Raw genomic sequence first — 23880 nt, forward strand, 5'->3', positions numbered from 1 at the left:
GTGTGCTAATTTCCACATGCCAATCAATGTATTAAGTTTTAAAATCTTAAATTTTGAGGTATTTAAATTTTGATGTATTAAACGCATCAATTTTTTTAACGTATTAAGTTTTAACGTATTAAGTTTTCAGTTTTTTAAGCTTTGAAGCCTTCGGACGCTTGCCCTGCGCAAAACCATCAATAATCGACTCAAAGGATTCCTGACTAATCCTTCTCGCTTCTTCGGAATCCCTATACATCTGCTTGTTTTGGTCGCCATAAATGCCAAGCCAAAGAGTATCGTTAGTCTGGTCATCACCATTGGCATCACTATGGTTATCACCATTATTTCGATCATCGCCGTTCTGGTTATCGTTTTTCTTCTTTTTCTTCTTAACAATCGGCAGACCAGCCCAGTAAATGTAGCCTCCAACCACACTCAGGCTTGCAATGCTCCCAACAAGCCACCACGGGAATCTCGGAACATCTGGCTTTTTACCAAGCAAAGACTTGTCCGCAGCAGGAGTCGGTATTACTCGCTCTCCCGTCACCAAGATTCTCTGTGTGTTGATTCCAAGCGGTGTGCAAGTAATCAGAGTCACAAGATCCTTGCCTGGCACTGCAGCAATTTTCTTTGTTTCGTCTGGGTTTACAACAATTTTTTCTATCACCTTGTAAGTGAGAATCTCGTCAAAAACCTCGATCGTAAAAGAATCGCCCTTATCTATCTCATCCAATCTCGTGAACATTTCCGCACTAGCCAAACCACGGTGGCCAGTAATCACTGAACGAGTTCCTAATCCTCCAACTGGTAGAGAAGTTCCGCGTAAATGTCCAAGTCCCTTAAGCAGAGTATCGTCCTGCGTACCGTGATACACGGGCAAATCTAGGTCAATTTTCTTAATGCGAAGGCGAGCCATAAGACCATCGTCATTCGCTTTCAACTGATCCCAATAGTTTTGACTAACGTCAGATGTTTCGCCATGGGATGTTGGAATATTCGTGTTCGCCTCATATATTGCGCCTACGGATAGCTTGCGATTGTATTCGCGCGCGCGAGCCAGCTGCTCATGCGGAGCTGGAATAGCATGCGTGATTAGCTTAGCGTATTCTGCGGCTACTTCCGACATGTGATACTGGCTTAACCACATTGCTGCATGTGGGTATAACAGTGAGGCGAACGATGCGGTTAATAGAAGCGCTGGAACGATAGAAGATTTAGAAAATCTCCACTTTCGCTTATCGCGCTTCTTATGCTTAACCGCAACGTTTCGATTTAAGAATAAAAACCTAAGCATTTGTTGCTTTGCGATTGGACTTGAAACTGGACTTGTGATTTTATTTGCGATTTTATTTGCGACTTGATTTTCGGTTTTGTAAGCCGATGCGAGTATTCGCGAATACGCGCAATTCACTCACTTGAATACGCAAACACTCGCATACAGCTTAAATCACAAAATAATCACAAAATAATCACAAAACCAAGTAAGCCTTACGCTTCTTCTTGTTCCTTGCGGCGACGGGTGATGATGTAGAACAACGTGCCGCCCAAGCCAACAATGCCGAATGCAGTGAGCAACACTAAGCCGCGCGCACCAGTCATTGGCAGTGCTGCGAGGATCTTGTCTAAGCCAGTGGCTTTCTTGTTTTCGATTTCCTTAGTATTGTTCTTTGTAGCATCTGCAGCAGTATCTGCCTTCAAAGCAACGCACTTAGGAGTAGAATCAAGCAAATAACCAGCAGGAGCCTCAGTCTCAACCACGCAGTAAAGCTTAGTTGTTACAGCAGGATTAGTTTCCTTTGAATTGTAGACGAACAATCTTACGGAATCTGTACCTTCAGTCTTAGCTCCACCATCAATCTTTTCTTTAGTTTTTAGTGAAACATTATTGAGCTTAGTTCCAGCATCCTGATTATTCTTCTTAATCTTGCCATCTGAAACAGTAAAAGTGTCATTTGCAGTTGCAGATGTGTCAGTAACCTCATATACATCAAACTTTGCATCATTCAAAGGCAACTTTTTCTTATCACCATTTGCGCCGATTTCTTCCGTAACCTTATTAACAGTCAACGTACCAAAGTGAGCGGTATCATTAGGAATGTCGTCACCACCGCAGTCACCATCTTTCTTGGTTGGTGTACATGGATCATTACCATCACCGTTACCAGTCTTATTATCATCAACGTACGTATTGGCTACGTTAGCAATGTCCTTAACAGTATCAGCAACTTTAGTGACAAGCTCTACCTCAAGCTTAACAACTTTCTTATCGGTAGTGTGTTTAGAATACTCATCATAAGCCTTTTTGAGACCACCAGTAGATTCGGTACTAGTAAGAGAGAATGAAACTAAACCATTAGTATTTGTAGCTGTGTAATGAGTAGTAGCATCAAGAGGTACATCATTTGCACTTGTATCTTTTTGACCAGAATCAGTATAAGTCACAAGTTTTGCACTGCTAATCTTATCGTAAGTTAAACCAGTTTCTAGCTTATCCTTAAAACCGATCTTCTCGTACTTATTGCCATTCTTAGGAGCTGTGAGAGGAATCGCAATCTTCCAAGTTATAGTGGTTCCATTATCCTTAGTCAAATCCTTACGGCTTAAGCTGCTAACTGTCTTAGTTGGACGTTCCTTGCTTGTATCATTCTTTGGATACACATTAACAGCGTAAATCCAAGGATTAGCCTTGTCTTTAGGATTTGGAAGAGGAGTGGTCACAAAGAACGGAGAAACACGCTTTGTAATGGAAACCTTTTTCCATGTGCCGTCTTCTTGTAATTGTGCACCAGAAGTATCGGTTTCTTCGATGTAGTAAAGACCCATCGCAAGATTTTCAAATTTGGCTTCACCAGTATCACCAGTTATTTGGCTTGTGCCATCCGTACTAGCCTTCTCGAAATCAGGATTAGCACCATTAATAAAATCAGAAGCAGTCTTTTTACCAGCAACAGTTGTTTCAACTAAATCATCTAACTTTTTAATCTTTTCCCAGTCTGAAGACTTTGAAAGATCAATATCATCAGAAGAATTTGTATTCTTCTTCTTTACTCGCCATAGGGTAAACTTAACACCCTTAACTGGCTTCTTATTGGTTAAAGTCTTAACAGTACCATCAGAACGTTCACCAGTTGCAGGACCTTGATACTTGTGAATAATAATGGATGTAGCGCTCTTTTTGCCCTGATTAATATTAGCAGTGTCAACACCCTTAGCCTCACCCTGCGCATAAGCAATAGAGCCAGCAATACAGCATGTTCCAAGTGTGCATACCGCCGCCAAAACAGCAACGGTGCGCTTCAGCGAATTCGTATTTAAACGCATGTTTCCTCTCTTCTTTAGAGTGACATCTCGTTATGAGAATTTTGTGTTTAGAAAGAATCGCCCATGTGATTAGACTTTTCCGCAAAAATCGCATAAATATCGCGAACTACAGATTCCTCTCACCGGGCTTCTATGCGCACTAAAGCTGTGCGCCAAACCTTCATTGACTAAAACAGACTAGCATTTTGCAGCGTAAAAATCACCTAAAAATCACCTAACAAAAGCCTACTAAAATAAGCTTTTAATACCCCCCCCCCGGTATTGTTGAAATATCAGGGTTTTCTCAGCTTAATAAGTGATTAAAATTGTTAAAAATTCTTTCCGAATTTTTGCTAAATTCGCACCTTGGCGTGTCGAATAAACCGCGTCGTTATCGCTTGCGCGAACAGCGCGCGAACGTCTTCGCCGCGCAGAAGCAGTGCTTCTGCTTTGAGCGGCTCAGCGCTCCAAATTGCCTTTTCGCGCTACGCTCTAAGCGAAAAGGCAGGTCGTCGCGCACGTTTGTTTTTCCCTTTTTCAGCAAATATGACTACAAACACGGGCAAAAATAAACAAACACAAGCGAATCAAGTCAAATTGCATTTTATAGCAAAATGTCGATTCTGCAATAAATCATCAAAATAAAATTGTCGATTCTGCAAAAATTTGCTAAAATAAAATAATCGATTTTGCAAAGAATGGCGGAATTACAATGATTTATAACCTTAATCAATCAGCATCCAGCACAACAAACACTGCACGCAAATTTCCACGCAAAATCTATTCGCACATGCTCAATTGGAAAAACTCTTCTAACGGGAAAACAGCACTACTCATAGAAGGACCACGACGCGTAGGAAAATCCACTATTGTAAAAGAGTTTGCGCAAAATGAGTATGAAAGTTACATATTAGTGGATTTTTACACAGCATCTCCAGAAGTAAAACAACTATTTGAAGACCTTTCAGATTTAAACTACATCTTCTTGCAACTCCAGCTTACATATAAAACAAGCCTCAAAGAACGCAAGTCGTGCATTATTTTTGATGAAGTTCAACTCTGCCCAAAAGCGCGCCAAGCAATTAAAGCCCTAGTCAACGACGGAAGATACGACTACATAGAAACGGGCTCACTAATTTCAATCCACAAAAACGTTAAAAATATTCTTATTCCAAGCGAAGAACGCAAACTAAAAATGCATCCTATGGATTATGAGGAATTTAAATGGGCACTTGGCGACAATACAACCATTCCGCTTCTAAAAAAACTCTACGATTCTAAAAAACCAATCGGTCAAGCAGCATGCAGAAAAATGCTAAGAGATTTTAGACTTTATATGCTTGTTGGAGGAATGCCACAAGCTGTTGAAAGCTATATTGAAACCAACGATTTTAGTGCTGTAGATAGAGTAAAACGCGATATTCTTTCACTTTACGAAGATGATTTTAGAAAAATAGACCCTACTGGTAAAATATCTGCAATTTTTGATTCTATACCAGCTCAGCTCATGTCTAACACTTCCCGTTACCATGTTTCGAGCGTTCTTGCTGGCAACAGAGCAAATACTGTTCTTGAACAACTAGCTCAACTAGAAGATTCTGGAACTGTGCTAATCTCCCATCATACTAACGATCCTAATTCTGGAATGGCTCAACATAAAGATTTATCTAAGTTCAAACTCTTTCTTGCAGATACTGGTTTGTTTGTTACGTTAGCATTTAAAGACAAGTCTTTTACAAGCAACGACATTTATATGCGATTGTTAAACGATAAGTTGCAAGTAAATCTAGGTTATGTATACGAAAATATTGTTGCTCAAACTTTGAGCACTCATGGACACGAATTGTATTATCACACTTTTATGGACGGCGACGCGCGCTTAATCGCGGACGATACTAATGTTGAGATTGACAATCACGATAATCGAAATAATCACAACAATCGCAGCTATGAAGTAGATTTCTTGATTGCTGATAAGAACAAGATTGTGCCGATTGAAGTAAAAAGCTCAGGTTATAAAACGCATGCTTCGCTTGATACTTTCGCGCGCAAGTTTTCTTCGCGAATCGCACGGGAAATTCTGATTTATACAAAAGACTACCAACATAACGGAATGCTGGAATACATTCCAATAGTAATGACTGAGTTCTTGTAATTCCCCACGTTTGTTCCCTTTCTGGTTGATTTGGAAAACAAAAGCAGGATAAAGTAAACGCAAACGCAAAAAAACAAAAAACAAAAAGCCGCTGCAAGATGTGTAAAACAACTTGCAACGGCTAATTCAATTCAGACTAGCAAAATCAAACCTAGAGATTTAAGCAAATCACCCATAAATAATATAGATAGCCTAAAATCGCCAGTTATACCTAGCCTGATTAGTTAAGGTCATCGTCATAATCACCCTGACCACCCTGATCATCAAGGAAGTCATCTGGATTAAACTCATCCCCAAGCTGCATGTCGCCAAAATCAATGTTCGAGAAATCAACATCTCCCATGTTGCTCTCGCCAAAGTTTGACGGAGTGCCATTTGCTCCACCCAAACCAAGGTTTGGATAAACAGCATCACGCACCTCAGGATCTGCAAAGACATCCGCATTACGATAACGCGCCAAACCAGTACCAGCTGGGATGAGCTTACCAATAATAACGTTCTCCTTCAAGCCCTTAAGATCATCTTCCTTCTGGCTCAAAGCAGCTTCAGTAAGCACGCGAGTAGTCTCCTGGAAGGATGCGGCAGAAAGCCAAGAATCTGTAGCCAAAGAAGCCTTTGTAATACCCATAAGCTCTGGACGACCAGCAGCAGGCTTACCACCATTCTTAACAGCCTCAAGATTTGCTTCACGGAACTTAGCCTGATCCACAAGTTCGCCTGGAAGAAGGTTCGTGTCTCCAGAATCAATCACCGTAATGCGGCGAAGCATCTGGTGAACAATAACCTCAATATGCTTATCGTGAATATCAACGCCCTGAGAACGGTACACGTTGTGCACTTCTTCCACAATGTTCACCTGAGCAGCACGAGGACCAAGAATTCGCAGAATCTTCTTAGGATCCACAGAACCTTCAATCAGCTGCGTACCAACCTCAACGTGGTCTCCATCCTTAACAAGCATTGGAGCACGACGAGTTACTGGGTAAACGATTGGCTCAACCGTAGTATCGTCTGGAGTCAAAGTCACCTGACGACCATGGTCAGTATCCTCAACCTTCACAACACCTGGGAACTCAGCAATTGGAGCTTCGCCCTTAGGTGTACGAGCCTCGAAAAGCTCGGTAACACGAGGAAGACCCTGCGTAATATCGCTTGCCGAAGCAACACCACCAGAGTGGAAGGAACGAAGCGTAAGCTGCGTACCAGGCTCACCAATGGACTGTGCTGCAACAATACCAACAGCCTCGCCAACATCAACAAGAGAGCTTGTAGCCAAAGACCAACCGTAGCACTTTGCGCAAACGCCACGCTTAGACTCGCAAGTAAGCACAGAACGAGCCTTAACTTCTTCGACACCATGCGCAACCAAGTCACGCAAAACATCCATCGAAAGCGCGTCACCACACTTAGCCAAAACGGTTGTACCATCTGCTGGATCGAGAACATCTGCAGCAAGCAAGCGCGAGTATGGACCACCATCAGCAGCCTTAACAAGCGTCAAATTGCCATTTTCGTCGCGGTCCGCAATCTTCATCATAAGACCACGCTTTGTGCCGCAATCTTCCTCACGAACAATAACTTCCTGAGAAACGTCCACAAGACGACGAGTCAAGTAACCAGATTCTGCAGTACGAAGTGCGGTATCAGCCAAGCCCTTACGCGCACCGTGCTGGGAGATGAAGTACTCCAACACAGAAAGACCATCACGGTAGTTTGACTTAACAGGACGAGGAATAATCTCACCCTTAGGGTTTGCCACTAAGCCTCGCATACCAGCAATCTGACGAATCTGCATCCAGTTACCGCGTGCACCAGACTGAACCATGATGTTCACGTTGTTATCATCATGGAAGTTCTCGCGCATAGCATCTGCAACCTTATCGGTGCATTCAGTCCACAAGTTAATCAACTCTTGACGACGCTCTTCATCTGTAAGAAGACCCATATCGTACTGGGAGTTAATCTTTGCAGCCTGATTCTCGTAGTCTTGTGCAATAGCCTCACGATTTGAAGGAAGCACAATATCAGAGAATGCCATTGTAACGCCAGACCAAGGTGCTCGAGTAAAGCCAAGATCCTTCAAAGCATCAAGGGATGCGGCTACCTGAGCAGTGGAATAACGTGTAGCAATATCGTCAACAATCTTGGAGAGAACACCCTTTGGAACCTGCTGGTTCACAAACGGATAGTCCTCTGGAAGAGTGCCGTTAAACAACACGCGACCGTAGGATGTGGCGAACAATACAGTTCCATCCTTAAAGCGCTCTTCATGAACAACATCTGGGCTGCCTGGCTCTGGATCTACGACCTTAAGTTCTCCTGGCTCCCAATCCTTTGGTAGCACAAAGTCCTCTGGCACGCGGATTAATACCTTTGCCTGCATGTCAATCTCATGCTTGTCGAGTGCCATTTGAGCCTCTGCAAGCGAAGAGAAGATTCTGCCTTGACCCTTTGCACCGTCTATTACTGTAGACAAGTAGTACAAGCCCAAAATCATATCCTGAGATGGCATGGTAACAGTGTGACCATCTGCTGGCTTCAAGATATTGTCGGATGCCATCATCAAGCTGCGAGCTTCTGCCTGAGCTTCGGCGGAAAGTGGCAAATGCACTGCCATCTGGTCACCATCGAAGTCAGCGTTGAATGCGGCGCAAGCAAGTGGTGGAAGGTGAATTGCTTTACCTTCAACCAAAATTGGCTCAAATGCCTGAATACCCAAACGGTGAAGTGTAGGAGCACGGTTAAGAAGCACAGGATGTTCAGAAATAACTTCCTCAAGCACACCCCAAACCTCGGAATCTCCGCGATCTACAAGGCGCTTTGCGCTCTTCATATTCTGAGCAAAGCCCTGATCCACCAAACGCTTAATAACGAATGGCTTAAACAGCTCCAACGCCATTGGCTTAGGCAAACCGCATTGATGCATGCGGAGGCTTGGACCAACAACGATTACGGAACGGCCAGAATAATCAACTCGCTTACCGAGCAAGTTCTGGCGGAATCGACCCTGCTTACCTTTAAGCATATCGGAAAGCGACTTTAGTGGACGGTTCGATGCACCAGTTACTGGGCGACCACGACGACCGTTGTCGAAGAGTGAATCAACTGCTTCCTGAAGCATGCGCTTTTCGTTATTAAGCATGATTTCAGGAGCACCAAGTTCAATCAACCTCTTCAAACGATTGTTACGGTTGATTACTCGACGGTACAAGTCGTTCAAATCAGATGTTGCAAAGCGTCCACCATCAAGCTGAACCATTGGTCGCAAATCTGGTGGGATTACTGGAATAACGTCCAAAACCATTGCTTCTGGCTTGTTTCCAGTAGTCAAGAACGCGTTTACAACTTTAAGTCGCTTCAAAGCGCGCGCCTTGCGCTGACCAGTACCATTGTCGATTTCTTCGCGAAGTTCTACGGCAGCAGACTTAAGGTCGAAGTCCTGCAAGCGCTTCTTGATTGCTTCAGCACCCATGCAGCCTTCAAAATAGTCACCGTAGCGGTCTTCCATTTCTCGCCAAAGGTCAACATCGCCTTCCATATCTCCTGCGCGTAAGCCCTTAAAGCGATCGAAAACTGCGTTCAAACGCTGAATCTGCTCATCGTAGCGAGTACGAATAGCAGCCATTTCTCGCTCTGCTCCAGCGCGCAATTTAGACTTTGCGTTGCCTTTTGCTTCGCCTGATTCTTCCAGCTCGTGCAGGTCTTCTTCTACCTTCTTTGCGCGAGCTTCAATCTCATTGTCGCGGCGCTTACGAAGATTGCCGATTTCCGTATCGAACTCGTCTTGCAAGTCTGGAAGATCTTGATGACGCTGCTCTTCATCTACCTTAGTAACCATGTAGGCTGCAAAGTAAATAACCTTTTCCAAGTCTTTTGGAGCAATATCAAGCAGGTAACCCAAGCGGCTTGGCACACCTTTGAAGAACCAAATGTGTGTTACAGGAGCAGCAAGCTCAATATGACCCATGCGTTCACGGCGAACGCGGCTGCGTGTAACTTCCACGCCGCATCGCTCGCACACGATTCCCTTAAAGCGCACGCGCTTATACTTGCCGCACGCGCACTCCCAGTCGCGAGTAGGACCGAAAATCTGCTCACCGAACAGACCATCCTTCTCTGGTTTAAGGGTACGGTAATTAATGGTTTCTGGCTTCTTAACCTCGCCGTGGCTCCAGCTACGGATGTCGTCGGCGGTTGCCAGTCCAATCCTCAGTTTGTCAAATGCGTTGACGTCCAGCACTATTATCGTCCTGTCTCATGAAATTGTTTTTCTAAGTTTCTTAAAGTGATTAGTGATTAGTGATTAAGTTATTTCTAATCACTGGCATCACTGGTATTCAGGTTCTTGAATAACTTGATCTTCCTTGGCGGACGAATCTGGTCGCGCACCAATGTTGAAGCCCAAATCTTCAGAAGACGACACCGGATCATCATCCTCATCCTTCATGTCAATTGCCACTCCTTCGGAGTTAAGCACCTCAACATTCAAGGAGAGCGACTGCATTTCCTTGAGCAACACCTTGAAGGACTCAGGAATACCAGCTGGTGGAAGGTTATCGCCCTTGACAATAGCGCCATACACGCGCACGCGGCCGTCAACGTCATCAGACTTTGTGGTCATCATTTCGTGCAATGTGTAAGCAGCGCCATAAGCCTCAAGCGCCCACACTTCCATTTCGCCGAAGCGCTGGCCGCCGAACTGCGCCTTACCACCCAACGGCTGCTGGGTAATCATAGAGTAAGGACCAGTGGAACGAGCGTGAATCTTATCATCAACCAAGTGATGCAGCTTCAAGATGTACATGTAGCCAACAGAAATTGGCTTAGGGAATGGCTCACCAGTGCGGCCGTCAAACAATGTTGCCTTACCGTCGGAACCAACAAGCTTATTGCCATCGCGGTCTGCAAGCGTAGTGCTCAAAAGACCCTTCAAGGTTTCTGGGCGCACGCCGTCGAACACTGGAGTTGCAACAGGAGTGCATGGATCGCCATGCTCAGCGCCTTCTGGCACATACTTCTTCCAAGCAGCCTCAAGGTCTGGATCCAAATTAATATCCCAACCAGCGTGAGCAATCCAACCCAAGTGAAGCTCGAGCACCTGACCCAAGTTCATTCGAGAAGGCACACCCAACGGGTTAAGCATAATGTCTACTGGAGTACCATCAGCCAAGAATGGCATATCCTCTTCTGGCAAAATGCGGGAAATAACACCCTTGTTGCCGTGGCGACCAGAAAGCTTATCGCCCTGCGTAATCTTACGATGCTGAGCAATGTACACGCGAATCATCTGGTTTACGCCATTTGGAAGCTCATCGCCATCGTCTTCAGCGTCTTCACGAGTGATTTCCTTAACAGCAATCACAGTACCAGTTTCGCCGTGTGGCACGCGCAAAGAAGTGTCTCGAACTTCACGGCTCTTTTCGCCGAAGATTGCACGAAGCAAGCGCTCTTCTGGAGTAAGCTCAGTCTCGCCCTTAGGCGTTACCTTACCAACCAAAATGTCGCCAGCTTCCACCTCGGCACCAATGCGAATAATACCGCGCTCATCGAGGTTTGCAATAGCGTCTTCGCCAACGTTTGGAAGGTCGCGAGTAATCTCTTCGGCACCAAGCTTAGTTTCACGAGCATCGATTTCGTACTCTTCAATGTGAATCGAAGAAAGCGTATCGTCTTGCACAAGACGCTGGGAAATAATAATAGCATCCTCGTAGTTGTAACCATTCCAAGGCATAAACGCAACGAGCAAATTCTTGCCGAGTGCAAGCTCACCCTTGTCTGTTGCAGGACCGTCTGCCAAAACTGTACCTGCTTCCACACGCTCGCCATCTTTAATAAGCGGCACCTGGTTGTAGCAGGTAGTCTGGTTGGAACGCTGGAACTTAGAAAGCTTGTAGCTGGACTGAGTTCCATCGTCGTTCATAACGCGAATAATATCTGCAGAAACGTAGGTTACAACGCCTGGCTTTTCGGAAAGAATCACGTCTCCAGAATCAACTGCAGCACGCCATTCGGAACCCGTACCAACAAGTGGACGCTCCGACTTAATAAGCGGCACAGCCTGACGCTGCATGTTGGTACCCATCAAAGCACGGTGGCCTTCATCGTGCTCCAAGAATGGAATCAAGCTTGCGCCGAGGGAAACCATCTGACGTGGAGAAACATCCATGTAGTCAACAGTGCTTACAGGAACATCGACTGCTTCTTCTTCGTCAACACGAGCAAGTGCCTGAGTGCCAACAAAGTTGCCATTTTCATCGAGTTCCTGATTTGCCTGAGCAATAACGTGCTCGGCTTCGCGATCTGCAGTCATATATTCGACTTCGTTAGTCACATGACCATTAACGACCTTACGATAAGGTGTTTCAATAAAGCCGAATGGGTTGATGCGACCAAAGGTTGCAAGCGAACCGATAAGACCAATGTTTGGACCTTCTGGGGATTCGATTGGGCACATACGACCAAAGTGGGATGGGTGCACGTCTCGAACTTCCATAGATGCGCGGTCTCTAGAAAGACCACCAGGACCAAGAGCCGAAAGACGACGCTTGTTTGTAACGCCCGCCAAAGGATTGTTCTGATCCATAAACTGGCTAAGCTGAGAAGTTCCGAAGAACTCCTTAATAGTAGCGTTAACTGGTCGAATGTTAATCAACGACTGTGGTGTAATCGCCTCAGCATCTTGCGTGGTCATGCGCTCGCGCACAACGCGCTCCATACGGCTTAAGCCAGTACGAATCTGATTCTGTACAAGCTCACCAACCTGACGGATTCGACGGTTTCCAAAGTGATCGATATCGTCCACGTCTACACGCAATTGCACATCTTCGCCATCGCGCTTGCCTGGGAAGGTCTTTTCACCCGAGTGCAAAGTAACCAAATACTTGATTGTGGCAATAATGTCTTCGCGATTCAAGCTGCGATCGTTGTAATCCGCTTCCAAACCAAGCTTGCGATTGATCTTGTAGCGACCAACGCGCGCCAAATCGTAGCGCTTTGTGTTGAAGTAGAAGGATTCGAGCAAATTGCGACCCGCGTCTGGAGTTGCGGTATCTGCTGGGCGAATCTTGCGATACAAGTCTGTAAGAGCATCATTTTGAGTGTCGATTGGCTCTTTTTCTAGAGCGTCGAGAACAAGAGGATACCCTTCGAATGCCTCGGCAATTTCTGGCTTAGTCATGCCAATTGCCATCAAGAACACGATTGCAGACTGCTTACGCTTGCGATCTACGCGTACGCCAAGAACATCGCGCTTATCAATCTCAAACTCAAGCCACGCTCCGCGACTTGGAATGATTTTTGCGCCAAAAACGTCTTTGTCAGAAGTGCGATCTTGCGTGCGGTCAAAATACACGCCTGGGGAACGCACAAGCTGGGACACGATTACGCGCTCAGTGCCGCCAATAATGAATGTTCCGTGTGGTGTTTGCAGCGGGAAATCACCCATAAACACAGTCTGGCTCTTAATCTCGCCAGTTTCGCCGTTTTCAAACTCTGCGTTTACGTACAAAGGAGCGGAATATGTGTAATCCTTCTCTTTGCACTCAAGCACAGTGTGACGTGGCTCTTCAAAATATGGATCCGAGAATGTGAGGCTCATTGTCTCAGCAAAATTCTCGATTGGAGAAATCTCTTGGAACACTTCTTCCAGACCAGAGACATGAGGCACAGTGTGAGTGCCATTTGCCTCATCTTCTTCGACGCGCTTCTTCCAACGCTCGGAGCCGATCAGCCAGTCAAAGCTGTCGGTTTGCACACCGAGGAGGTATGGCACATCGATTGGCTCACAAATGGAGCCGAAATTCACACGATCCGACGCTTTATGCAATTTAATGCTGTGCTCGTCGGCACGCGCGATGACTTTGGTGGTGTTCGTCGTAGCTTGTTCAGCAGCCAATGGACGTTCCTTTATCGCTAGCTAGTTTTCTTAATCCTTGGGAGCTTTAGAAAATCGCAGCAAACGCGCTTAAAATCAACGATTTTGGGTTTGCGGGCGCCTTCTTCGGTTCCTTGAGTATGCCCGCTATATGACACACCTTGTACAAAGAAACAATTTTACCCCTTCACATCGACTTTTGGCGCCATTTGTGCATGTGCTAGCGAACAGAAATAACCACGGGATTGCTTTGTAATCCTGACACATCCTTATGCGCAATTTGTGCAATGTAAGTTCCGCGCGAAACTTTAGGCAACTCGGCGTCATCTAAGCAATCCTTGCCAGTAGGCGTTCCGACTGTAGCATCCGTGCCCCATACAATTTTTTTCTCGTACGAATCGCCTTTTGCCATTAACAAAGGCTTGAGTGGAATTCCGCACACATCTGATCTCCACTGCGGCTCTATTTTCTGCTGCTTTTCTTGCTTTTCTCTAGATTTATCTGATTTATCTGATTTATCAGACTTATCAGACTTATCAGCACTTACGCTGTCTCCAATTGTCAACACCATTCTGCCATCCGACGCATCTATTCTGCAAGAATCGTCTCCTTCATGAACTATGCGAGCAGTAAATTCTACGCTTCCTCCCATCGGTACAGATTGCGATGCTGAGGTTAATTCAATACGAACGTCTTTTGCACTACATTTTTTTATGATTCCAACAGGTCTTGGATCTGGCACAAGTTGTTTAGATAGAGTAACGTCTGAATGTTTGCTTATAGCAGTTCCGATTGCGGCAATTCCTTTGAAAACGCTGATTATGCAAAAGATACAAAACACTAAAACAGCCAGCAGCCCCACGCAAACTATGATTCGGCGGCGAATGTACATGCGGCGGCGCGCAGCACTAATCTTCCGCTTCGGTTTACGTTTTAACACAGGCATAGTCACCATTGTAATGCATGAGTAGTTTTAAGACTATTTTTGACTATAAGCTATTTTTATAGACTATTTTCCGCCCTCAAATCCAAGCTGACGCCACGCTTCATAAATGGCGATTGATGCGCAATTTGTAAGATTTAAGCTTCTAAGCGAAGGACGCATTGGCAAGCGAACCTGTTCCGCAACATGAGGGCCAGCCATAATATCCATTGGGTCTGGAATATCTCCTGGCTCTGGTCCAAAAAGCAAAATATCGTTCGGCTTATACTCAATATCTGTGTAAAGTTTTGTGGCATTTGCAGTAAACGCGATTATGCGAGAATTTGGCATTGATTCCACAAGGTTTTCAAAATTCGGGTGCATAACAACGTGTGCCATATCGTGATAATCAAGACCCGCGCGACGAAGCTTTGTGTCTTGAAGATTAAATCCAAGCGGCTCTACAAGATGCAAAATGGTGCCCGTTACCGCGCAAAGGCGAATCGCAGAGCCTGTGTTTCCTGGGATTCTAGGCGAATAGAAGCACAAGTGCGGGGTCTGAGTTTGCGCAGTGCTTGCATCTTGCGCGCTTAGCATGGCATCCATAACGCTGATTGGATTTCCGTGCGCGTCTGTTACAAGCTCGTCCGGACCGTAGTTTGACTTTCGGTAGCCGTACTCATACATCTGCTCTACACGATTGACTGGGTTTTGTGCGTCTTGCATACTTTTATCTTCTTTACTTTTATCTTCTTTACCTGTGACTTGCATACTCGTAATAATCACCTCAATAAAATCATCATAATAAAAATAAGCGCAAATCCTGCAAAATCAGCCCACGAGAACACAGCTCCCGTAAACACAACAGCCGTGATTGCAGCCATAACAGGCTCGCTCGCCCCCAAAAGCGTTCCGCGCACAGATCCAACTCGCATAACGCCAGCCAAAAACATCCAATATGCGCCAAAAGTTCCGCCAACAATCGTAAAAGTAAACAGCAAGTACGCGCGCAAATCCAAAGGAGGCATTGTTTGCCATGGCTTCACAAATGGCATCATAATAAGACCTGCAATAATAAACGTAATTCCGTTTACAGTAAGATTTCCCCATTTTGCAATCAATTTGACTGGCATAATCGCAAGAGCCGCCGTACTTGCAGCATCTGCTAATCCCCACAAAAGTCCCATCAGCGGCAGCGAAAGCGAGCTAAAATTGCCTCCCGTTGCCATAAGCGCAGTTCCTGCAAATGCAAGCAAAACACCAATGTTTTCGCGCAAAGTCGGAGTTCTTTTTGACCGCAAACACACATAAACAAGCACAAAAAGCAGATTCAGGCTTTGCAAAACAGTAGCCGTGCCAGAATTAGTCCAGTCAATTGTAAAAAGATACGCCACTTGCGTTAAAAGCACACACACAATACCTGTTACAACTAGCATTGGCCATGATTTTTTTGTGCTTAATGCATCAACGAGTTGCTTGCGATTAACAATTGACGCAACGATTACAAAAAGCACGCCTGCAGCAAGCTGACGAACGCACGCGATTTGCAACGGACTCACAAGGTATTGTGACATTAGAATCTTAGAAACAGTAGCATTTGTGCCCCAAAGCGCGCCACCAAGAATCGTCAAGATTATGCCAATCATCATTGTGCGCGGACTATGATCCACCGCAGGATTTGGCTTTTTAGGCTTTATTTTTTGGATATTCTTTACAAAACCAACATCCATGCTAAACACCTTCTAAACTTACATCCCGTACTCGCTAATAATCCTGTAGTTTTGCGCATATGTAGCAAGTTGTAAGTCGCAAACCTCGCAAATCGCTTACTACATATGAAAAATCTACACTATCACATAATCAACAACACGCACATAATCAACAACACGCAATTGCAAGGATTGCATACTCAAACCAATACGCCACGCGCGACTTTGCATTATCCTCAGTTTATGTTATCTTATTTAAGTTGTCTTTCGTTATGCTGTTTAGCACAATGATTGATGTGGAGAATTCGCCTAGTGGTCTATGGCGCACGCTTGGAAAGCGTGTTGGTGTAACAGCCTCACGAGTTCGAATCTCGTATTCTCCGCGAGTAGGGGTTCTAGCCAGTATGAGTGGTTAGAACCCTTTTTATATATTTGCCTATGCATCAAAATATATGAACATAAACAAGCAGCTTAGCGTCGAACTCAACTGTTAGGCAATTTCTGCGCAGAACAACCATGCAAAATTGAAGCCATGCTACGTTTTTCCGCATTAGTAACGCTAAGATCGTACTTATACTTAACAGCAATCTGCCTAGCAACATAATCGCATCTAAAGGATTTATTAGATGGAAGCCAATAAGCCGCAGAAGCAGATCCTTTTTCTTGGTTCGCTGCTCCTTGAACAGCAAGAAGATTAAGCATATCGTTACCAAACTTAAGCCTCTTGGCATGACTCCATTTCCAAGCGCCTGATTGCCAAGCGTTTTCTAGTGCTACAACATGGTCGATTTGAACAAGAGCACTAGTTTTTCTTCCTCGAACAAAATTAATATTTAAACCGGTATAAGGATCGTGCAAAAGCCCTGATGCTACTTTGCAAGAACCAGAATACTTAAAACGAACCTGTTTTAAATCGCGAGCAAGAACATCTTCTCTAACATCACAGCCATTTTTATCAACATCTGTAGTCCTGTATCCAAAGACACTCCTGTTGTATCCAGACGGATGTGATTTAGAGACTTTTAGCTTATTAAGAAGAGCAGCAGCATCTCCATCAGCAGCGTATTCACCAGTAATTTCGCCAACATCATGATTGATTTTTGGCAAAACAAGCCCAATAACAATGCCTATAATAATAGCCAAAGAAATAAGCCATATAAAAGAGGTTATTCTTTTAGATATAGGGTTACTTGAATAATGCGTATTACGATCGTACTGCATGATTTATATCTACAACCCAAGGAATACGCCTAATAACAACGTCTAGAACTTGTTGAATAAGGCTAATAAGCACAATAATTGCCATAACTGCGTAAACAACATTCCATTGTGGATTCTTAGTGACAATTGGGTGAATAGTGTTAGAAACAAGCATTATTGCGTTCGCAATACCTATAAGAGCAACAGACATAAGAATTGCCTGCATTCTTCCCACTTTACGAGATAATCGCACTCGCTGTTGTGAAAGCTTACGCATTGAATCAACAACACGCTTAACACAATGCTCGCCCTGTCGGAAAGCTAGAACCTCATCAATACCAAGTTCTACATCATCAACTTCAAGCTCTACCATCTTTTGCTCTGAATGAACTTTTTTAATAAAACTGCGGAGTCTAAGTCTAAATAATCCTGGAATTATAAACACTATTAGAGCACAAATCACAACAGCAAAAATAGCAATTTGAATATCAAAGTAACATAACAAAACGATTGCTGGAATAATCGACAAAACCATTCCAACACTCATGCTTAAACCTGCCTTGTGCAAATGCGCATGATGAAGATCCACGCCAGCAAAAGATGTTACTAATGTTATGCATCTTAAACATGCGCATACGCTTACGATAAGCACGTATTCTTGCATAGCAAGTCCAAAAAGCGGTCGATTAGCGATAGCGAACATTGCTGCAAAAGTGCAAACAGGTATCAATACTGCGCAAACTATATTGATTGCTGTAGAGAATGCTGAAAGAATCGCAAAAAACGCCTTTTTCAACGAAGATATAGTTGATTTACTTTCATGAGATAAATCTTTCAATAAGCCTTCGTGTTTTGCATTATTAAAATTCTTATTAGAGTTTTCATCAAAACTTTTAGCATATTCGTCTACTTTATTAGCTTTATCAACGCTTCCATCTGCGAAATTTTCGGCATAAGAGCTAATAGAACTAGAACTGGTGTAATGCGAATTATGATATACACTAACGTTAACCAAATTGTCCGCTTTAGAAGCGTAGTTATCGTCTGGCAAAAATACAAGAATCGTAGCTTTTTTAGCAACATGACGCAAAATATCACATAAATTCTTAGCTTCATCAGAACTAATATCGCTTGAAGAATAGTCGAAAATATACACTGGAGTTCTACGAATAAGCGCACGAGCCATAATAATTCGTCGGAAAATATCTTGCTTATTTTCAACCTGAATATTGTCTACACGCAAATCTAATCCGTTATAATCCGCATAAACAACACCATCTACATGAGCAGTACGCAATGCTTGCCACATAGATGTAGTAGTAGCATTAGACGATGCCATGAGCAGATTCTCTCGCAAAGTGGCTGAAAACAGATGACTATTTGAACGAACAATAGTAACAAGATCTGCAATAGCACCAGGATTTTCATTATTTAGTGAAACATAAGTTGAGTTTCCAGAAATATCACCAAAATCAGATACCACAAAAGGCGATTCAACATCTACTTCAGAAAAACCATATCTATCGCTGTAAGATAGCGCAACATCTGATTTATCGCTAAAAACTACGCCATTCAAAACATTATTAGTAAATAATTCGTAGTATTCCTTTGGCATTACATTCAATTTTCCACTTGAAATATTAAAGGATGCACGCAAAGGTTTATTATTTTCAGTGAAATTGCATCGCACATGAAGAGAAACATTACTGGCTCCATCTGGGATGCTCAGCGACTTTTTATTATCTGAGAAATCTATGGAATCTGCAGAAGCAGAAGATTCTACAGAGTCTAAATTAGAAGAATGAACCTTATTAGAAGCAACACTTTTAAACAAGTCACTAATGTTATTCAAACCTAAAACAGCCCGATTTTTAATATGCATACAGTTAGCAACTCTACGTATTGGATCTACGCTTAGCATAAGAAGGGGCAAAGTTAGCATTGCAGCAGGAAGACCAACAGATTTAACAGAAAGAAGCCAAACTGTAGAAATAATTGCCACACCAGTCATTAAATACGTTAAAAATACGCATAAACAGCGCCACAAAACGCGAACATCTGCAAGAGCAGATACAAGTGCCAAAGTAGAAAAAATTGACGCAAAAACGCAAATCGTGGCAACATAAGAGTTTATTGAAAACATTGCAACACTAACCGCAAAAGGCATAGGAAAAGCAGCAATGATCTGCGGCAAAAGTAAACCATACCAACGTTGAACCCACGCAACATCATCGTTCACACAAATAGAAGAATATCCCTTAGACCACTTTTTAGAAGAACTCAAAGAAAGCATAGAACGCAACATTTTTGGTCTAAGCTTCATAGATACGCGAGTTCCAATTTCGGTAGAAATAATGCATGACTGATGGAACGCAATATATTTTACGATGAGTATTCCAACAAGAGAAATAAGATAAGACGTCAATTCAACAGAGCTTAACAAGGATTTGCCAGTATATTTTGCAGGAATAAGCACTGGCGAAAGAATTCCAACACAAACATACACAAAACCAATATTCGCAAGAGAAGATATAGCAAGACATGCCGCTCTTAAAACAACCAAGTGCTTAACACCTGGAACAAAAGCGAAGAAACGACCAATCATTTAACTATCCTTTTCTTTTCCATAGAAAACTCTTTTAAATTCCAAAAATACTTTCACGCACTACAAAGTACACACACGATACCCTGCAGATTGAATCTACAAATTCGAGTAGCTCGCACTGTTAAAATCAGCTTTAAATCTCTTAAAAACGTTATCTAAACACTCTCTACAAACACATACCCACGCACTAGCTCACTACCCCTTTAGCATTCAAGATTACGCTGAGCATCAGGCATCAACACGCCGAAGAACTTTAGCTTAAATGCCAACTAATACGATGCAAATCACTAGGACCATACTCTAAAATCGCAGCTCTATGCGATTTAGAACCATAACCCTTGTTATGTGCCCAATCATAAATTTTATATTTAGGATCGTCAGACAAGCTTGTCATAAGAGAATCTCGAGTCACCTTTGCGATCACAGAAGCTGCAGAAACACTAGCACACTTCTGATCAGCCTTAACTAAAGTGTGAACTTTAACAGGAAAATCAATACTAGGCGCATCAAAAGTTCCAGAAACCTTACCAATATAATTAAATGGTCCATCTAAAATCGCTGCAATATGAGCATTTTCAAGCTTATATCGCATACTGTTTTGCACATCTGAAATTGCACGAATCGCGGCTACACCAAGAGCATAACTTATTCCCCACTCGTCAATCTCGCGATTTGTACAAGAACCAACAGCAAAAGCATCGCACCAATTTTCAAGAGGCTCCAATAATCCTTCACGCTTGTGAGCGTTAATAAGCTTGGAATCAGCTAATCCATCAGGAAAATAACCAGAATTAATTTTATCGGCACCAAAAAGAGCAGCACCAACCATAACAGGACCAGCTAAACTACCACGTCCAACCTCATCTAATCCAATAACCCAATCGAAGCCACTTTTTAAAAGGTCTTGCTCAAAGTTAAAAGACGGAACAGCAGCCAAAATCTCCCCAAATCTAATATCTACGCACGTTTAAAAGAACTATTTAGCATCTGACTTATTTCTTACATCATCAAACGCATCGCTATGATTTTCAAAAATACCCATACGATTCAAAGGCCAAAAACGCATAAATGCCACGCCTTCAACCTTAGAAATAGGTACCAAACCATCGTCACCATCATTCTTATGATACCTAGAATCCGCAGAGTTAGCGCGATTATCTCCTAGAACAAATACATGACCAGGTTTAACCTTCACCTTAAACGGGAAGGAACTAGGACTTACACCTGGTTTAATATAAGCAGATTCAAGCACAGGAACACCGTTAACAAGAATTGGGTCACCATCGCCCTTACATTCAACAGTATCCCCAGGCAATCCAATTAGACGCTTTATAAGATCTTTACCAGACACAATTCCGCCGCGACTATTTTCACCTTGAAGCCAATTAGCAGGATCTTCAAAAACAACAATATCTCCACGATTTAGTGGAAACAGGCGAGGAGTGAGCTTAGACGTAACAACATAATCGCCAATATGAATTGTGTCTAGCATGGAGCCAGATGGAATAAAATATACGCCGAGAATAAAAACACGAAGAAAAATAACAACAAGAATAGGCACAAGATACCATGCAACAAGCTCTTTCCAAGATGTTTTAAAAAGCTTGCGAGTACGAACCTTGGACTGAGATTTAGAGGAATCATAATCACTATCTTGATATCCAGAAATATGATTCCCTTTTATTTTTCCATGCCTAGCACGTTTAGCACTGAAGCCAGAAGTTAGACTTGGTCTTTCTTCTGGCTCCGGTGGAACTGGAGAAGGATTTAAGCCGTGACCTGCCACATTAACAATGTGACCATCGCTATTTTGCAAGTCTTCGGCAGACATATTAATCCTTAATGTTAAATCCTTAACCTTAAATAAATTTACTTAGCAGCGCTGTTGTCACGACGCTCGGCAATACGAGCAGCCTTACCACGCAAAGCGCGCAAGTAGTAAAGCTTAGCGCGACGAACGCGACCACTACGAACCAGCTTAATCGAATCGATAGCTGGGGAATGAAGTGGGAAGCGACGCTCAACACCAGTGCCGAAGCTCACCTTACGTACAACGAAAGTCTCGCGAACACCAGCACCCTTACGAGCGATAACAACGCCAGTAAAGGTCTGAATACGAGTGTTGTTGCCTTCCTGAATCTTAACGTTAACGTCAACAGTATCTCCAGGACGGAAAGCTGGGATTTCCTCAGCAGACTTAAGATGCTTAGCATCAAATGCTTCTACAGCATTCACCATGATAATTCCTCCTCGCCGCCGCATATCGACGTAAGCTACATCAAAGTAAGTTAGTCTAATTTTAACTTTTTCAACTTTACTTTGAATAATCCTTCCCAAAAAGTTTGCTTTTCAGGGCTTCCATCTGCCAAAACTTTAAAAAAGCAGGCTAGACTATTGATAAGTCGACTATGCGGCATCGCCTTATCGAAAGCATACAAAACACAAATTTATGCTCAATAATGGACATTATTGAGCATTATTTCGCACTATTTCAGCGCGCAACTCCATTAAGCGGCGCCGTCTCAACAGTACGGGTTAATTCGTCATCATCGGCATCGTAGTCAAAAAGCTCACCATAACGACCCCAGCTAATCGCAATATCAAATTGCTGACGAGCCAAGGCGTCCGTATGCTTGCTGCGAAGCAAATCCAAAATCAACTCGCCACGAAGCTTGCCATTGCGGTTTCGGCTCAAAGCCTGATCAATTGCATGAACAAGAGGAGCATGCTCAATTGCAAGACGCGCAAACACCTGCTTGCTGTGCAAAATGTCGGCATTATGCCATTCTTGACCTGCTGGCGTAATAGTAATATGACCATTTTCTGCTGTAAGCAAATTAAGCATTGTTCCAGCATCTACAAGTGGGAACAAGTCATCGATTTCGAACGACAGATCCGCAGCCAAATCAGCCAAATCAATGCCATCTGGCTCTTCCGAAATAACGTCTAGCAAACCTGCCATTCCTCCTGGCGTTGCGTTCGGCAGCAAGTGCACAGCAACAGGCTCAGGCTTCGGCTCCCCCGCATCCGCCTGCTCTTCGTTTTGCTTAGCTTCTGCCTCCGCGTCGTGATGCTTTTGAATAAGCATGTCGGCGATTGCAGCAGCCTCTGTTTCTTCCGCATCCGTCTGTTCCACAGGTTGAGAATCGCCATCTGCACCAGACAAGTCGCCAGCAACCGTTGTATCAGTATTATCTGGCTCAGATTCACCCTCTGGCATAGAACCAGTCAAAATCGCATAAAGATTATCAACCATCGCCTCAAATTCAGCACTATGCTTGTCTCTCGGGCGAGGCAAATCAACTTGCACGTCTGCAATCAAATGCCCAGGATGAGATCCCAAAACCACCACGCGATCTGCCATTTGCACAGCTTCTTCAATATTGTGCGTAACGATTACAACAGACTTGATATCACGCTCTTCACTAGACCAAAGCTTAAGAACTTCCTGACGAAGATTTTCTGCTGTAAGAACGTCAAGCGCAGAAAATGGCTCGTCCATAAACAGAGCATCTGGGCGCAAAACCAGTGCGCGCGCAATACCTACGCGCTGACGCATGCCGCCAGAAAGCTCCTTTGGGTACGCTGTTTCGAAGCCGTCCAAACCAATAGCATCAATTGCAGCTAACGCAAGCTCCGTGCGCTTTTCTTTACTAACGCCTCTAGCGCGCAAACCAAGCTCCACATTGTCTTGAACTGTAAGCCATGGCATAAGTGCGAAGGTTTGGAAAACGATTGCCACCCCTGGGTTTGGACCAGTAAGCTCGCGACCGCGATACGTTACAGTTCCCTCTGTTGGCTGAATTAAGCCTGCCATTGTTCGCAAGAAGGTTGATTTTCCAGCGCCAGAACGCCCTAGAATTGCAACGATTTCGCCTTCGCGCAACGTAAACGATATATCGTGAAGTACGTGCTGAGTAGTTCCACTATCCGATGTGAAACTTTGAGTTATGTGTTTTGCGTCGATGATATCGCTTGTAACTGAAGATTGCGCAGCCAAATTCTGCGCAGCCTTTTCTGCGGTTTTGTTCAAAGTGTTCATAATATTTGCCAATCTGTTTTGTAAAGTTAAAAAGTTTATAAACTTAAAAAGTTTAATTTTCCGTAGTTTATTTGATTATTCGATTGATTATT

14 protein-coding genes and 1 tRNA gene are annotated in these 23880 nt (G+C 43.7%); 2 read left to right on the forward strand and 13 right to left on the reverse strand.

Going from position 1 to position 23880, the window contains the following annotated elements; all coding sequences use genetic code 11:
- Positions 1-118 precede the first annotated feature (118 nt).
- Together HXT19_RS05155 and HXT19_RS05160 are read right to left on the reverse strand one after the other, a co-directional pair.
- On the reverse strand, positions 119-1276 hold the full coding sequence (locus HXT19_RS05155; protein ID WP_415699078.1) for a class C sortase: 1158 nt from the start codon (positions 1274-1276) through the stop codon (positions 119-121).
- A 194-nt stretch (positions 1277-1470) separates the two neighbouring features.
- Entirely contained in the window at positions 1471-3303 is a 1833-nt protein-coding gene (locus HXT19_RS05160) for a SpaH/EbpB family LPXTG-anchored major pilin (protein WP_101890036.1), read from the reverse strand.
- A 691-nt stretch (positions 3304-3994) separates the two neighbouring features.
- On the opposite strand from HXT19_RS05160, the gene HXT19_RS05165 reads away from it, so the two are divergent.
- Complete coding sequence (locus HXT19_RS05165) at positions 3995-5437, forward strand: ATP-binding protein (protein WP_415699079.1); 1443 nt, start codon at positions 3995-3997, stop codon at positions 5435-5437.
- Between the two features lie 220 nt (positions 5438-5657).
- Here the strand turns inward: HXT19_RS05165 and HXT19_RS05170 are convergent, their stop codons facing one another.
- The 5 genes from HXT19_RS05170 to HXT19_RS05190 all read right to left on the reverse strand — a co-directional run bounded on the left by HXT19_RS05170 (position 5658) and on the right by HXT19_RS05190 (position 15962).
- Positions 5658-9677 (reverse strand): DNA-directed RNA polymerase subunit beta', encoded by a 4020-nt coding sequence (locus HXT19_RS05170; RefSeq protein ID WP_004573798.1) that lies wholly within the window; start codon positions 9675-9677, stop codon positions 5658-5660.
- A gap of 87 nt (positions 9678-9764) precedes the next feature.
- Positions 9765-13331, reverse strand: a complete 3567-nt coding sequence (rpoB, locus tag HXT19_RS05175) for a DNA-directed RNA polymerase subunit beta (RefSeq protein WP_004114480.1) — start codon at positions 13329-13331, stop codon at positions 9765-9767.
- Between the two features lie 199 nt (positions 13332-13530).
- Entirely contained in the window at positions 13531-14265 is a 735-nt protein-coding gene (locus tag HXT19_RS05180; protein ID WP_422119656.1) for a peptide ABC transporter permease, read from the reverse strand.
- 54 nt (positions 14266-14319) lie between these two features.
- Positions 14320-14958, reverse strand: a complete 639-nt coding sequence (locus tag HXT19_RS05185; RefSeq protein ID WP_226988348.1) for a tRNA (cytidine(34)-2'-O)-methyltransferase — start codon at positions 14956-14958, stop codon at positions 14320-14322.
- A 56-nt stretch (positions 14959-15014) separates the two neighbouring features.
- Positions 15015-15962 carry a DMT family transporter gene (locus HXT19_RS05190; protein WP_004114476.1) on the reverse strand — a complete coding sequence of 316 codons (948 nt, stop codon included), beginning with the start codon at positions 15960-15962 and terminating at the stop codon, positions 15015-15017.
- 277 nt (positions 15963-16239) lie between these two features.
- On the opposite strand from HXT19_RS05190, the gene HXT19_RS05195 reads away from it, so the two are divergent.
- A tRNA-Ser gene (locus HXT19_RS05195) sits at positions 16240-16324 on the forward strand.
- Between the two features lie 100 nt (positions 16325-16424).
- Here the strand turns inward: HXT19_RS05195 and HXT19_RS05200 are convergent.
- From HXT19_RS05200 to HXT19_RS05225, 6 genes are all read right to left on the reverse strand, one after another.
- Complete coding sequence (locus tag HXT19_RS05200; RefSeq protein WP_422119657.1) at positions 16425-17162, reverse strand: HNH endonuclease family protein; 738 nt, start codon at positions 17160-17162, stop codon at positions 16425-16427.
- Complete coding sequence (locus HXT19_RS05205; RefSeq protein WP_422119658.1) at positions 17146-19746, reverse strand: ABC transporter ATP-binding protein; 2601 nt, start codon at positions 19744-19746, stop codon at positions 17146-17148. Before HXT19_RS05205 ends, HXT19_RS05200 begins: the two co-directional genes overlap by 17 nt.
- Before the next feature lie 253 nt (positions 19747-19999).
- Positions 20000-20683 carry a ribonuclease HII gene (locus HXT19_RS05210; RefSeq protein WP_004114467.1) on the reverse strand — a complete coding sequence of 228 codons (684 nt, stop codon included), beginning with the start codon at positions 20681-20683 and terminating at the stop codon, positions 20000-20002.
- Positions 20684-20722: 39 nt separating this feature from the next.
- The gene (gene lepB, locus HXT19_RS05215) at positions 20723-21577 is read right to left on the reverse strand and encodes a signal peptidase I (RefSeq protein WP_004114465.1); all 855 of its coding nucleotides are present in this window, start codon (positions 21575-21577) and stop codon (positions 20723-20725) included.
- A gap of 38 nt (positions 21578-21615) precedes the next feature.
- Positions 21616-21984, reverse strand: coding sequence for a 50S ribosomal protein L19 (gene rplS, locus HXT19_RS05220; RefSeq protein ID WP_004114457.1), 369 nt, complete (start codon positions 21982-21984; stop codon positions 21616-21618).
- Between the two features lie 253 nt (positions 21985-22237).
- Positions 22238-23788, reverse strand: coding sequence for a nitrate/sulfonate/bicarbonate ABC transporter ATP-binding protein (locus HXT19_RS05225; RefSeq protein WP_004138653.1), 1551 nt, complete (start codon positions 23786-23788; stop codon positions 22238-22240).
- Positions 23789-23880 lie beyond the last annotated feature (92 nt).

The sequence above is a fragment of the Gardnerella sp. DNF00038 genome (assembly GCF_049262855.1).
In the GTDB taxonomy this organism is placed as follows: Bacteria; Actinomycetota; Actinomycetes; order Actinomycetales; family Bifidobacteriaceae; genus Bifidobacterium; species Bifidobacterium vaginale.